The sequence below is a fragment of the Paenibacillus sp. MDMC362 genome, assembly GCF_003269305.1.
Taxonomy (GTDB): Bacteria; Bacillota; Bacilli; order Paenibacillales; family Paenibacillaceae; genus Paenibacillus_AQ.
Genome location: NZ_QLYT01000024.1, coordinates 1 through 13,577, shown reverse-complemented (window position 1 = coordinate 13,577; position 13,577 = coordinate 1). Strand labels below are relative to the sequence as shown.

The window sequence follows — 13,577 nt, the reverse complement described above, 5'->3', positions numbered from 1 at the left end:
CATCCTCCTCTCCAACATTCAAACTTTCCCATTAAATGATCTTATATATAGCACCGGGTAATTGGGTAATCTGCTTTTTTATGATTAAAGATAACAGAACTGAATGCAAATGTCCAAAATCCCACCGGGTTCGCTCGATCATATCATCCAGCGACCCGGGACCCTGTTCGAGCATATGGTATATTTGTCGTTCGTCATTTGTCAACCCGGCTAGTTCATCCGGCTGCTCCTGACGAGGGGCCCGCCGCTCCTTATTGTATGTACCGGAGGCCGCTTTTGGCAACAAGGAATCATATTCTTCTATTATATCCCTTGCTTCCGTGACCATCTTGGCTCCTTGCTTGATCAAATCCAAAGTCCCTCTGCTCTTGGGTGAGGTAACAGGTCCCGGAACGGAGAACACGTCCCTTCCCGCCTCCAGAGCTAAATCCGCCGTAATCAACGATCCGCTGCGTGCATCCGCCTCCACCACCACGGTACCTAACGTGAGTCCCGCGATAATTCGGTTACGCTGCGGGAAGAATCCAGGTAGCGCCTTGGTGCCTTGCGGGTATTCGGACATGATAAGCCCCTTAGCCGCGATCTCTTCATACAGCGATCGGTTCTCCGGCGGATATATAACGTCAATGCCGGCACCGAGAACCGCCACTGTCGGCCCCCCGCTTCGCAAAGCCGTATCGTGGGCTACGCTATCAATGCCTCTTGCCATGCCGCTGACAACCATGAACCCGGATCGTACCAACTCCTCCGATAGCATGGTAGCAATTCTGCGCCCATATGCCGTCGGCATTCTTGTACCTACCATCGCAATCCCATGCCTCGACAGCAGATGTAGATCGCCGATGCAATACAACACCCAAGGAGCCTGTGGCGAAGATCGCAACGTGTCCGGGTAGATATCGTCGAGGGCTGTTATAATACGTATTTTTGAACGGTTTGTCAAATTCCATACCCCGGCTTCATGTTGCCGATCCCCGACATCATCCGCATTCGACAGATCGATCTGCTTTCTTTCGACAACGGAAGGGAAGTCCTTGGCCAATTTGTTCGCTTTTTCGACGGACAGGCCACAGGCCCTCCAATCATTCGCATCATATGACAGCAGCCCCTCATGCAGCTCACCATTCAATATGATTCGGTTAATGGTCTTCCATCCGACACCTTCGCTTTCATGCAATGCGATCAGCAGTAAGCTGTCCACTTTCATAACGGGACCTCCTTAAAATATAAAATCGAAAACAAAAAAGCAACCCTTCATTTCCTGTTTAGGAAATAAAAGGTTGCTTACCTTAAGTTAAGCCTTAGTTAGGATTGCATAACAATCTAGGCTAGTGAGTCGTGCAAGACTCCAGAAGACCCTTCTCCTCAAGCACGCTAACCAGGGTTGAGCCCATTTCAGCAGGTGTAGGAGCTACCTTGATACCGCACGCTTCAAGTACAGAGATTTTCTCCTTGGCTGTTCCTTTACCGCCAGAAATAATCGCGCCTGCGTGGCCCATGCGTTTTCCTGGAGGCGCCGTTGCGCCGCCAATGAAGCCTACCACTGGTTTAGTCATGTTCGCTTTGATCCATTCGGCCGCTTCTTCCTCCGCTGTACCGCCGATCTCACCGATCATAATAACCGCTTTGGTGTTAGGATCTTCGTTAAAGAGTCTCAATACATCGATAAACTCCGTCCCTTTAACCGGGTCGCCGCCAATCCCTACGGCTGAGGATTGTCCAATGCCGCGAGCAGTCAGCTGATGAACGGCTTCATATGTCAGGGTACCGCTGCGCGATACAACTCCGACATGTCCTGGCGTGTGGATGTATCCAGGCATAATGCCGATTTTGCATTCACCCGGCGTAATAACGCCCGGACAGTTAGGTCCGATCAAACGAGTCTTCTTGCCTTCCATATAGCGGGATACTTTGACCATATCCAGCACCGGAATGCCTTCCGTAATACAGATAACCAGGTCCATCTCGGCATCAACAGCTTCCAGGATGGAATCGGCTGCAAAAGCCGGAGGCACATAAATTACGCTAGCGGTTGCGCCTGTTTTGGCTTTGGCTTCCTCGACGGTGTTGTAAACCGGCAATTTGACGGTTTCGCCGTTCTCAAGCGTAATTTCGACTTCGGTTCCACCTTTGCCGGGTGAAGTTCCCCCAACCATCTGTGTACCGTAATCCAGGGCGCCTTTTGCATGGAAAAGGGCTGTTTTACCTGTAATCCCTTGCGTGATAACTTTTGTATTTTTATCGATCAAAATACTCACGATTGATTCACATCCCCTATTGTTATTTGAAAATGAAAGCAACCGCACGGCAGGGCTTCGAAGCCCTTCGTGCCATGCCCCTTCAGGAATGAAATATTACTGAACGAGGGAGACGATCTTCTGTGCTCCGTCGGCCATGGAATCAGCAGGTACGATATTAAGACCGGACTCCGCCAAAATTTGCTTGCCGAGGTCTACGTTCGTCCCTTCCAAGCGTACAACAAGCGGACGAGTTAAGCCCAGCTGTTTAGCAGCTTCGACAACGCCGGTAGCGATAACGTCGCAGCGCATGATGCCACCGAAAATGTTGACAAAGATTCCTTTTACTTGAGGATCGGATAAAATGATCTTGAAGGCTTCCGTTACCTTCTCCGTTGTTGCGCCGCCCCCAACATCAAGGAAGTTAGCAGGGTCCCCGCCATAGTACTTAATGATGTCCATTGTAGCCATAGCAAGACCGGCGCCATTAACCATACAGCCGATGTTGCCGTCCAGAGCTATGTAACTCAAGTCGTATTTGGATGCTTCGATTTCCTTCTCGTCTTCTTCGTCCAGGTCGCGCAGCTCAAGGATGTCTTTATGACGGAACAACGCATTGGAGTCAAAGTTGAGCTTGGCATCTAGAGCCATGACGTTTCCGTCCCCGGTTACGACAAGCGGATTGATTTCAGCGATAGAGCAATCCTTCTCTACAAATGCCTTATACAAAGCAAGCATGAACTGAACGGCTTTTCCTACCAGTTCATTCGGAATATTAATGGAATACGCCAATTTCCGTGCTTGGAATGTTTGAAGTCCGATCGCTGGATCTACGACCTCTTTGAAAATCTTCTCGGGAGTTGCTGCCGCAACCTCTTCGATCTCAGTACCGCCTTCTTCCGATGCCATCAAAACGACACGGCCAGTAGCACGGTCAACGACCACACCGATATAATACTCTTTGCGAATATCGCAGCCCTCTTCAATGAGGAGACGCTTGACTTCCTTGCCTTCCGGACCCGTTTGGTGAGTCACCAACACCTTGCCCAGAATTTCTTCAGCATAAGCACGAACCTCATCCAGGTTCTTTGCCACTTTAACGCCGCCGGCTTTACCCCGACCGCCTGCGTGGATCTGTGCTTTGACAACGGTTACGGGACTGCCCAAAGATTGTGCAGCTTCAACTGCTTCTTCTACCGTAAACGCTACCTTGCCGTTCGGAACAGCTACTCCATATTGCTTCAGTACTTGTTTTCCTTGATATTCATGGATATTCATTCTCGAATCCTCCTATCAACATGACTGGAACAAGGCTGGCTGACACGGAACTAATCTATGAAAGATTACCCTGTCAACCTTTATATATTAAACCCAAGCTATTGTAACATGTTTTTAAAACGCTTACCTTAAAAAGTTCACCGTTTATCCACTCGATTTGGCATGGGTATGATTCCTTCCAGATATAAATTGGAAAAATATGTGCGATTCATTTATTTTTTCGCGCAAATCGTATCAAGCCGACAATCCCCAATATGACAACGGCAATGCCAAACAATCCTGCAATTAATGTCATGATGATATTTTCCCATATAATTGTCATCCCGAATTCCGCTCCTATCTCCGTAATGATTAGTATATTGATTGATATTATACCATTAATTCCCTTTTTATTCGCGTTAAGCTATGACGTAAAATAAAACTCTTTATCCTTTTTCTGCTATCCGGTAGAATGATTGAAAGATTAGTGAACGCAATTATAAGGAGATTCAGCATGAGTTGGTTGAAGTCATTTTTTCCGCTGCATTCATTATTTGTCAAAATGCTCGTGTATTTTCTCATCGTGATTTTCCTGCTCTCCTCCTATAATTTATGGTCGATGACATTCTACTCCCGCAATGTTAACAATGAAATTGTCAAATATAATCTGACCCTGATTCGAAACACCGTCGATCATTTTGAGAAACAATACTCCACATGGAAAAATCTCCTGCTTAACCTTCAGCATGATGAATTTGTCGGCAATATCAGCAGGCAGGCCGATTCCGGGGGAAAGAAAGGCATCAATTATCTGCAGGTGGATACGGTGATGGATCAGATTCGGACCCTGGTAAGCCAGCCTTACTACCACTTAAATAATGTCATGATTTACTACCAAAATCATTCCTTCCTGCTTGAAAGGGACGGCATCGTCGATGATGACCGCATGTTTAAGCATTACTACAAAAGCGACGCCTATTCATACGAATTCTGGAAACGGAGAGATCACGCAAACGGTTTTCTGCACATGCTTCCCAGCCGCACGTTCACCATCGGGACCGAGAAAAGTGAAATGCAGCTGATGCCGCTAATTACCAATGTACAGGGCAGTCCCTGGAGGATCATCGCTTTCGTAAATATGAAAAGCTGGTATGAATCATATAAAGGAATGGCCGATTCCCGTTTTCTGCTGGTGGACTCGGAGGGAACAACCCTGTATGAATCCGCACCGGATGCTAAATCCCTGCCACTGCCGGAATGGGACGGCCAATCGGAATGGATTATGGAGAAGGGAACCTATTACTTTTTCGAAAAAGGCGCCCGCTCCGGTCTTACCTACGTTTCTATTATTCCGCATAAGGAACTCAATCAAAGCATCAGCCGCATGAACTGGATTGCTGTACTCTTATTTGCAGCTACCCTGCTTATTGGTATTCTGGCATCTTGGGTATTTTCCCGCAAAATCAATCAGCCGCTCAAGCGAATGGTAACGGGACTAGGCCAAGCGGAGATGGAGCTGTATCAAGGGAGTATTGCCGAATTCAGCGCCATTTCCAACCATCTGAAAGGTTTGCAGCATGAACGTAAGATCATCAAGGAATGGATGGACCATACCAAACCCTTGCTGACAAGCTACCATTATTTGGCCCAGTTCAAAAACATTGCCCTTGATACCAACGCTTCCAACGAGCTTTGGGTCGGCGAGGGTGCATTTATGGTTATCGTTTATCAGTTGAGGTACCGGCACGTCCCTTCGCGTCAGCTTGATGCTTTAATGACAAGGGCAACCGGCAAGATCAAAGATATGATCACGCTGCAGATCCAAGAATCATTCCCCTTATCCCACACCCTTCAGATGGAGGGCAAGCAGATTTTATCCATTGTGTATACACAAGAAAAATCTGGCATGCTGCAGCAGTGTCTCAATCAGCTCAAACAGATTTTTGATCAGGATCAAAGTACCTATCTCGTGAATATTGCGGTTTCGTCCGTATTCCAGCAAACCTCTGATTTTGACCGGGCTTATGCAGAAGCCATGTCGCTCCTGCAGCAAGCCATGCCGATTGAGGAAACCCAGATCATCTGGGAGAAGGAAAGCCGTGAAGATGTAACAGGATTCACTGCCGAGCAGGAACACGAATTTTACGTGAATTTACAAGCCGGCAACGAGAGCAGCTGCCAATCGCTCATTGAGCGCGCCCTGGATCGATTGCAGCGGCAGGAGGCCACGGCCGATCAACTAAGCCACTTTGCCAAATCGGTCTCGGTCCGCATGAGAAGGACAGTTGAGCTGCTGAAAATCAATATCGACGCCTTTCCGGATTACGCACAAAAGCTTGCATATAGCGTAACGCTCGAGCAATACCGGGAAATCCTGCTCGACGAGCTCGCCCATGCAGCCCATGCAATCCGTCTGAAACGGGAGGAACATTACGATATCATTCAATATGTCATTCATTATCTGGAGTCCCATTACGCTGAAGATATATCACTCGAGCAGCTTGCTTTTAAGCTCAACATGTCGTCAACTTATCTGTCCGGGTATATTAAAGAGAAGACGGGGAGCAACTTCAGTGACCAATTGAATGCGATTCGTATAACAAAAGCAAAAGAACTGCTGCAGACGACAAATATGCCGATTCAGGAAGTTGGCAACCGGATCGGCTACCGTAATGTCACTTCCTTTATCCGCATGTTCAAAAAAATAACCGGCCAAACTCCGGGTGACTACCGGAAAACCAACTGGATCCGATAACACACAGGTGAGCGGCCGACCGCTTTACCTTTAACATTAACCTTTAACCGAGCCTATCAAAGCCCCTTTTACAAAATACTTCTGGATAAACGGATAGACAAGCAGGATCGGCAGGGTAGACACCATAATGGTAGCGAATTTCAAGCCATCCTCCACCACCACGATATCGCCCACAACCGGACCATCCGTTCCCGTCAATTGCCCCGACAGCACGATGTTTCTTAAAATGACCTGGAGGGGCTGCAAATCGGCATCCCGCAGATACAGCAGCGGCCCCATGAAGTTGTTCCACATCCCGACGGCATAATACAATCCGATGGTGGCCAGCACCGGCTTGGATAGCGGGAGCACAATCCGGAAGAATATCCCGATTTCGGACAATCCATCTATTTTACCGGACTCCTCGAGCTCTTGAGGCATGCCCATAAAGAAAGTCCGCATGATCAGCAGATTCCAGGTACCTACCGCTCCGGGCAGTACCATGCCCCATATCGTGTTGACAAAGCCCAGCTCCTTCACGACCAGAAACGTCGGAATCATCCCGCCGTTAAAAAACATCGTAAAGACGATCAGCATCAGGATCGGTTTGCCCATGACCATCTTGGTCTTGGACAGCGCATATGCCCCAAGTGCCGTTACAATCAAAGAAATGGCGGTCCCTGAAATTACGTAAATCAGCGTGTTCTTATATCCTTTCAGCACCCGACCGTCCTCGAACACATACTGATACATATCCAGGTTGAAGCCCTTCGGCCATAGCCATACTTCCCCGGAGGCGATCGCTGCGGAATCGCTCAGGGACACGGCCAGCATATAAACAAACGGATATAGACACGCCAGCACGATCCCGGATAGGATCAAGGCATTGAGCGCGTCAAACCAATTCCATTTCGGTTTCATCCCGTTCCTCCTTTACCAAATGCTGCTTCCGCTAACCCGTCGGCTGAACGAATTCGCCGCGATAATGAAGATAAAGCTGATGATGCCGGTAAACAGATCAATCGCCGTGGCATAACTGTAGTTGCCTTGCGTTAAGCCGACCCTGTACACGTAGGTGGATATAATATCAGCTGTCTCATAAGTGGCGGGAGTTGCAAGCAGGTATACTTTCTCAAAGCCAATCTCCAGTATTTTTCCGATATCAAGTATCAAGATAATTACGATCGCAGGCGCAATGCCGGGCAATGTAATGTTCAGCATCTGCTTCCACCGGTTAGCCCCATCCATCCGTGCCGCTTCATATAACTGCGGATCGATGGCCGTCAAAGCAGCCAAATAGATGATGGTCCCCCATCCGATATGCTGCCATACATCGGTCGTTACATAGATCGACCTGAACCAAGAGGCCTCAACCAAAAAGTTGATTCGTTCAAGTCCGACGGCGCTCAGCAGCTGGTTGACTACCCCGCCTGTCGGAGAAAGGAACATAACCGCGATCCCCGCTACAACCACATTGGATATGAAGTGCGGGAGATAACTGACGGTCTGGACAAACCGTTTCAAAAACGACTTGCTCACTTCATTAATGAGCAAAGCAAGGATGATTGGTGCCGGAAAGCCGAAGATCAGCTTGTATAACCCCAGCAGGAATGTATTTCTGAGAACAGGCCAGAAATCAGGCGTATTAAAAAACATGCTGAAATACTTGAAGCCCACCCAATCACTCTCCGTGATCCCTTTAAATAAGTTGTAGTCCATAAAGGCGATCGAAATGCCGAATATGGGAACGTACTTAAAGATGATGTAATACAGAGCACAGGGCAGAAGCAGCAGCAGCAGGTATTTGTCCCGCTTCACTTTTGTCAAGAAACTCGGATTCTTCTGTGGTTGCACAAAAACGTATCCTCCTTTAGCCGCTATATCAAAACTCAAACTCCATGCCGCTTCCCCCATAAGGACCGGGAACAGCCATTATGTAGCCGAAAGCCGGTCCGGGAAAAGAAAGCAGTGCGCTCATCTTGCCGTAATGCCATGCAAATATCGATTACTTGGCTTCGTTTAAGAACTTTTGCGTCCGCTCATAAGCACTTTTATGAACATCCAGCACCTGCTGCACGCCAAGCTTGTTCACTTCACTCACGTAACCGTCCCAATCATCCATCGGTTTCTGTCCTAGAATGAACTTGGCGATCTGCTCCTCATGGAACTTTTTCACCGTTTCGCCGACCATGCTGAGCACTTCATTTTCTTCATTCGTATAAGCAAGCCTTGGCTGCGGCTTCGTTTCATGGTCTGGCGCGATTTTCATCGCTTCCCGCATTTTTGGGGAATACATGGACTCGTAAGCCGTCATATCCAATACCGTATGCGCTCCGATCGTTGCGATGCCCGTCTTGGTTCTCAAGTCGCCGAACTCTTTGTAATCCGGGTTGAATTTGCGAGCCCCGTTCTCGGTTGTGAACGTCTCGCCTTCCCTGCCCCATGTTGCCAGCTCAATTCCTTCGGGAGAAAACAAGAAATCAAGGTACTTCAGCAGCCGATCCCGCTCCTTGGAATTTGCCGCCACCGCAAAGCCGTCGGACTGCAATCCGGCAAATACATTGTGGGACTTGCCATCCGGGGTTCCAACAGGAGGAACCATATAATCGAGACTGAACTCGGCTGCCTTATCCCCAAGCATTAACGGAAGTTCATCCATGATGCCGATATAATCGCTGGCGATAAACGATTTGTTCTGAAGCAGCAGATCGTTAAATTGCTTGCGTTTATGTGCCATGAAGTCAGGAGCAACCAAGCCTTCCGTGTAAAATTTATTCATATACTCAACCATTTTCTTATAGTTGTCCTCTGTAGGACCATAGCGCCATTCATTCTTCTCGAAATCGTAATAGTAGCTGCTGTTGGTATTAAACGCAGGTGCCATATTGACCAGCGGACTCAACCCGTTAAATACGGCGATCGGGAAGCTGTCCGGGTACAATTCCTTTAATTTTTTCGCGACGGTGTACAGTTCGTCATATGTCGTCGGCGGCGTCAGATTGTGCTTTTTGAATATATCGTCTCTGTAAAGCCATGACCGCCTGGATTGCTGCTCAAGTCCATACAACGGCATAAAATAATTTTTTCCCTCTGGAGACAGAATAGCCGCCTTCACTTCCGGATGGTCCTCGAGAAACTTCTTATAGTTCGGCATCTGTTCCAAATGCTCGAAATAGTCGACAAACGCTCCGCTCTCCCCGTGCGTATTGGCGGCGTTCAAGCTGTTGACCATCATAAGATCCGGTATTTCGCCCGAGGATATCGCCAGGTTCATCGTTGTGGTGTAATCGCTCATCACGGGTTGTACCTTGAAGGAGATGCCGGTCTCTTCTTTTAAATACTTGTAAATCGGCCAGTTTTCCTTATAGGGCCAATTCGTATGAGAGAAGGTCATCATTTCTAGTGTGACTTCTTTGCCTAAGGCGGCGTTTTCGGGATTCCCCTCTTTTGCAACGTTTTCTTTTGAGCATCCGCTCAATAATGTGCCGGTTATAACGGCGGCCAATGCCACCAACCCGAGCTTTCGGTTCCAAATGTTCACGCAACCCTCTCCCTTATGTATGATGATGTAACGCCAGCTACTTTTTACAGCAGCATGTCGTTTATGATTTTGATTCTACTTGCCGGAACCGTGCATTGGCTATTCACAATCCTTCCCGTAGTTGCCTGAAGCTACGATTCTGAAGAAGTGACAACTTTCTGAATTATGGTACATTCACCGCTCAGATCCCGCCCGCGGTTGGGTCCTTGTCTTTTCGATGGAATAATTTGAAGCGGAGTGCGAATTGACAGCCGAGAGGTAAACTTTTACAATACGGACTAGAGTCACCCAACGAAAATGAGGAAGCACCCATTTCGAATCTTGGATGTTCTTTTACGATTCAATCCACAGATATCAGAAATGAGGTGCTTTCATTTATGTACGGAAAACTTCATAGCGCTTGCTTGCACGGCATTGACGGCGTTGTCATCCAGGTCGAGGTAGACTTGGCGAACGGACTGCCCCAAACCTCCATCATCGGTCTGCCCGATTCCTCCATTCGCGAATCCATTGAGCGGGTTCGGGCAGCGGTTAAAAACTGCGGTTTTACCTATCCCTTAAAACGGGTAACCGTCAATCTAGCACCGGCAGATCTCCGCAAAGAGGGCTCTTCCTTCGATCTGGCGATCGCTGTCGGCATATTGCTGACAAGCGAACAATGGACCTTTTCGAATGCCGGGCAAATATTGATCCTTGGCGAACTCGCACTGGATGGTACGCTAAGACCAATCACAGGGGTGTTACCGATGGTGGAGCAAGCGAAAAAGGAAGGATATGCCGGAGTCCTTCTTCCGAGCGAAAATGCCCCGGAAGCTGCATTGATCGGGGGGATCGAGGTTTATGGGCTCAGGCACTTGAATGAGCTCGTCGAGGATGGATCAGATGGAGTTATCGATAACCGTGAAACTGGAGGAGCAACCAACGCTACCGTTTCGCTGGCAAAACTCAGATATGATCGGGCCACGCATCCAAGCAGAATACACGCGGACGGCCTGCAGGACAAGCAGCTGGAAGACTATAGAGACGTGATCGGTCAGCAGCATATCAAACGCGCCCTGACCATTGCTGCCGCAGGCATGCACAATATTCTGCTCATTGGGCTCCCGGGTACGGGTAAAACGATGCTCATGAAGCGCCTCCCCACCATACTTCCGCCGCTCGCGGACCAAGAAGCGTTGACCACAACGAAAATCTTCAGTGCTGCCGGAAAGCTAAAGCCATCCGATGGGTTAATGACCAGACGTCCCTTTCGGTCCCCTCACCATACCATATCGGCCGGCGGGCTCATCGGAGGCGGTACCATTCCGAAGCCGGGAGAAGTCAGTCTGGCCCATAAAGGCATTCTCTTCCTGGATGAGCTACCTGAGTTCTCTAGGCATGTGCTGGAGGTGCTGCGACAGCCCCTGGAGGATCGCGAAGTAACCATCAGCCGGGCACGAGCGGTATTTACCTTCCCTGCGCACTTCATGCTCGCTTGTTCGATGAATCCCTGTCCGTGCGGTTATTACGGCAGTGATCACCCTCATCAACGCTGCACGTGCAGTGTTACACGAATTGCTCAATATCGTGCTAGAATATCGGGACCCTTGATGGATCGGATCGACCTCCAGGTAGACGTGCCTCGGCCGAAGGAATGGCCCGGAAGCACAACACCTATATCCTCCAAGCACATGCGGGATCAAGTTTATGCGGCACAAAGGATTCAATTGGAACGCTACAGCAAGCTACCGTTCAGCTGGAACAGCGAACTCTTCGGCAGCTTCCTGAGGAAACATGCGGTGCTGGACAAGGACTCGGCCGAACTTCTGCAAGCGACGATCGATGCGCTGGGCCTGAGCATGCGCGCTTATGACCGAATCCTGAAGCTGGCCAGAACCATCGCCGATTTGGAAGCATGCGATAGGATACAGAGCCAGCATGTCGCAGAGGCGATTCAATACCGTCAGTTGGACCGCCAATATATCACCACCGATGAAACCACTCATTTATGATATGGGGCTGGGGAGTGATATGAGCTGATAACAACGGTCTGTGCTCCAATTGAATAAATAATCTGTCTTACGCAAAGAAGGTGATGGAGCTCGGCTCCTATCACCTTCTTTTTTTTATTGTAATCCCTATAGATGCTTTGAATCGTATCCATCTAAAATGCATTCTCGATATGATCCATCGAGACGGGCGTCAGATCTGGGCGAAGAATAATGGAGATAACATCAAACCGGATCGGCCGTTCATAATAACGCTTTTGATGAACGTACTGCTCGGCTGTGTTTCGGACCTGCATCACTTTGCGGGCGTTCACGGACTCGGAAGGCGTGCCGAAGCTGGCCGTACCGCTTCGGCTTCTGACCTCAATCACCACAAGGGTCTCCCCTCTTTCGGCAACGATGTCCAGTTCTCCAAACCGACAGCGCCAATTCCGGTCCAGCACCCGGTATCCTTTTTCAATAAGGGCAGCAGCCGCCAGCTCTTCGGCAGCGGCGCCTTTTTGCTTGCGGCTGTCCTTTTTGCCGGAAGGCGAGTTCATTATGGCATCATCCCTCCATCTTTCGCTTGAAGATCCGCACGATAAACATATGTCAGCACTTCCGCTACAAGCTGGTACAGCTCCTCGGGTATCTGCTGATCCAGATCCAGCTTGGAGAGAATCTCCACCAAAGCTGCATCTTCCTGGACAGGGACGCCATGCTCTTTAGCTTTGTCTAATATAGATTCCGCCAATTTCCCTTGCCCTTTGGCAACTACAACCGGCGCCTCGCTCTCACCGGGCGTATATTTCAGGGCGACTGCCTTTTTCATGGCTGTTATTTGCCCTTGCTCTTTCTCTTGCTGCTTGGTCATATCCGCATGTCCACCCCTTTATAGGTTTGCGGGGTGTATTCTGCTGCCGTTCCCTGCACGGGCGTGTCTGAAGCAGGCGGGACAACCAGGGGCAGCGGTTCTGTTTTTAAGCTGAGCAATTGGTAGCCGATTGACGAAACAGCTTGAGCCAACTCTTCTTTTTTTCCCTCAAACAGCTCCGCGGCGTAACTTTGATCATTCCGAAAGCTGAGGCTGACAATCCGATCAACAACCTGCACATCGATCAAGGTCGGGCCCAGAAATTTCATGTCCAAGTCGAACAAAAGCCTGCAGTTGGTTGCATCCAGCTCGCCTTTGCGGCCTCTGCGTGATTGAATATGTACGGATGCCGTCTGTTCCCCATCGACCCCATGCAGAGGTATGAACATCGTGACCTGCGCAAACGGTGCCGTGCGATCCGTGTTTAGCAAAAGCTGCTGGCCCGTCAAATGCTGAACGAGTTGCTGTGCCGCTTCCTTTAGCGCAGGCGGCGTTTCTTGGCTGGATAGCACCTGTAGCAATACTCCCTTCAGTGTGTCTTGCAGGGCAAGCGCCGATTCACCCGTTTGCGTTGAGGCCATGACAGCCTGTTGTACGCCTTGGACAGAATTCTGCTGGCCGGATGGCACTACCGGCTGCGTCAAGCCTTGCTGATTCACGGCACCGGCCTGAGCATTCGGAACAGCTTGCTGGTTCGCATTCGCCGTGTTCGCCGCATTCCCCGGCGTAGCGAGGGTTTCTGGCATACTCGCTGCTGTGCCACTGCTGCCGGGGGCAGGAGTGGCGGGCAGGGAAGCTTGGGCTGCCGCAGCAGCGGTTGGCTGCGCTGTAGCAGGAGGCGGGGCAGCCGTGCCTGCTGCCGTTGAAGCGGCTGCCGATGCTGGCAAGGCTGCACTGGCTCCGGGCGCGGCGGCGCCGGGAGCCGTGCCCGCGGCCGTGCTGCTGCCGGGCGCCGCCGCAGGCTGCC

At 49.8% G+C, this 13,577-nt stretch carries 10 protein-coding genes and 1 pseudogene; 2 read left to right on the top strand and 9 right to left on the bottom strand.

Annotated elements, in window-relative coordinates; all coding sequences use genetic code 11:
- Window positions 1–31: 31 nt before the first annotated feature.
- The 3 genes from dprA to sucC form a co-directional block, all read right to left on the bottom strand.
- A complete protein-coding gene (gene dprA / locus DP091_RS12495; protein WP_113058623.1) occupies window positions 32–1,207 on the bottom strand; it encodes a DNA-processing protein DprA in 1,176 nt (391 codons plus the stop codon).
- A 121-nt stretch (window positions 1,208–1,328) separates the two neighbouring features.
- Window positions 1,329–2,258 carry a succinate--CoA ligase subunit alpha gene (sucD, locus tag DP091_RS12490; RefSeq protein WP_071220478.1) on the bottom strand — a complete coding sequence of 310 codons (930 nt, stop codon included), beginning with the start codon at window positions 2,256–2,258 and terminating at the stop codon, window positions 1,329–1,331.
- 96 nt (window positions 2,259–2,354) lie between these two features.
- Window positions 2,355–3,515, bottom strand: coding sequence for an ADP-forming succinate--CoA ligase subunit beta (gene sucC / locus DP091_RS12485; RefSeq protein ID WP_006211339.1), 1,161 nt, complete (start codon window positions 3,513–3,515; stop codon window positions 2,355–2,357).
- 493 nt (window positions 3,516–4,008) lie between these two features.
- Between sucC and DP091_RS12480 the strand changes: the two genes are divergently transcribed.
- Window positions 4,009–6,249: a helix-turn-helix domain-containing protein gene (locus tag DP091_RS12480; protein ID WP_113058622.1), complete on the top strand. Its 2,241-nt coding sequence runs from the start codon at window positions 4,009–4,011 to the stop codon at window positions 6,247–6,249.
- 36 nt (window positions 6,250–6,285) lie between these two features.
- Here DP091_RS12480 and DP091_RS12475 read toward each other — a convergent pair whose 3' ends face one another.
- From DP091_RS12475 to DP091_RS12465, 3 genes are all read right to left on the bottom strand, one after another.
- On the bottom strand, window positions 6,286–7,149 hold the full coding sequence (locus DP091_RS12475; RefSeq protein WP_113058621.1) for a carbohydrate ABC transporter permease: 864 nt from the start codon (window positions 7,147–7,149) through the stop codon (window positions 6,286–6,288).
- Window positions 7,150–7,161: 12 nt separating this feature from the next.
- Window positions 7,162–8,082 carry an ABC transporter permease gene (locus DP091_RS12470; protein WP_113058620.1) on the bottom strand — a complete coding sequence of 307 codons (921 nt, stop codon included), beginning with the start codon at window positions 8,080–8,082 and terminating at the stop codon, window positions 7,162–7,164.
- Window positions 8,083–8,233: 151 nt separating this feature from the next.
- The gene (locus DP091_RS12465; RefSeq protein ID WP_258394500.1) at window positions 8,234–9,769 is read right to left on the bottom strand and encodes an ABC transporter substrate-binding protein; all 1,536 of its coding nucleotides are present in this window, start codon (window positions 9,767–9,769) and stop codon (window positions 8,234–8,236) included.
- 377 nt (window positions 9,770–10,146) lie between these two features.
- Here DP091_RS12465 and DP091_RS12460 point away from each other — a divergent pair, with 377 nt between their 5' ends.
- On the top strand, window positions 10,147–11,760 hold the full coding sequence (locus tag DP091_RS12460) for a YifB family Mg chelatase-like AAA ATPase (RefSeq protein ID WP_113058619.1): 1,614 nt from the start codon (window positions 10,147–10,149) through the stop codon (window positions 11,758–11,760).
- 152 nt (window positions 11,761–11,912) lie between these two features.
- Here the strand turns inward: DP091_RS12460 and DP091_RS12455 are convergent, their stop codons facing one another.
- The 3 genes and pseudogenes from DP091_RS12455 to DP091_RS12445 form a co-directional block, all read right to left on the bottom strand.
- Window positions 11,913–12,296 (bottom strand): YraN family protein, encoded by a 384-nt coding sequence (locus DP091_RS12455; RefSeq protein WP_113058618.1) that lies wholly within the window; start codon window positions 12,294–12,296, stop codon window positions 11,913–11,915.
- Window positions 12,296–12,610, bottom strand: coding sequence for an EscU/YscU/HrcU family type III secretion system export apparatus switch protein (locus tag DP091_RS12450; RefSeq protein WP_113058617.1), 315 nt, complete (start codon window positions 12,608–12,610; stop codon window positions 12,296–12,298). Before DP091_RS12450 ends, DP091_RS12455 begins: the two co-directional genes overlap by 1 nt.
- Window positions 12,607–13,577, bottom strand: a pseudogene (locus DP091_RS12445) (hypothetical protein); the annotation flags it as partial. The pseudogene DP091_RS12445 and the gene DP091_RS12450, both read right to left, overlap by 4 nt.

Coding starts and splice junctions, on each gene's coding strand:
- dprA (WP_113058623.1), bottom strand. CDS start 1,207: ATGAAAGTGGACAGCTTACTGCTGATCGCATTGCATGAAAGCGAAGGT.
- sucC (WP_006211339.1), bottom strand. CDS start 3,515: ATGAATATCCATGAATATCAAGGAAAACAAGTACTGAAGCAATATGGA.
- DP091_RS12480 (WP_113058622.1), top strand. CDS start 4,009: ATGAGTTGGTTGAAGTCATTTTTTCCGCTGCATTCATTATTTGTCAAA.
- DP091_RS12475 (WP_113058621.1), bottom strand. CDS start 7,149: ATGAAACCGAAATGGAATTGGTTTGACGCGCTCAATGCCTTGATCCTA.
- DP091_RS12460 (WP_113058619.1), top strand. CDS start 10,147: ATGTACGGAAAACTTCATAGCGCTTGCTTGCACGGCATTGACGGCGTT.
- DP091_RS12455 (WP_113058618.1), bottom strand. CDS start 12,296: ATGAACTCGCCTTCCGGCAAAAAGGACAGCCGCAAGCAAAAAGGCGCC.
- DP091_RS12450 (WP_113058617.1), bottom strand. CDS start 12,610: ATGACCAAGCAGCAAGAGAAAGAGCAAGGGCAAATAACAGCCATGAAA.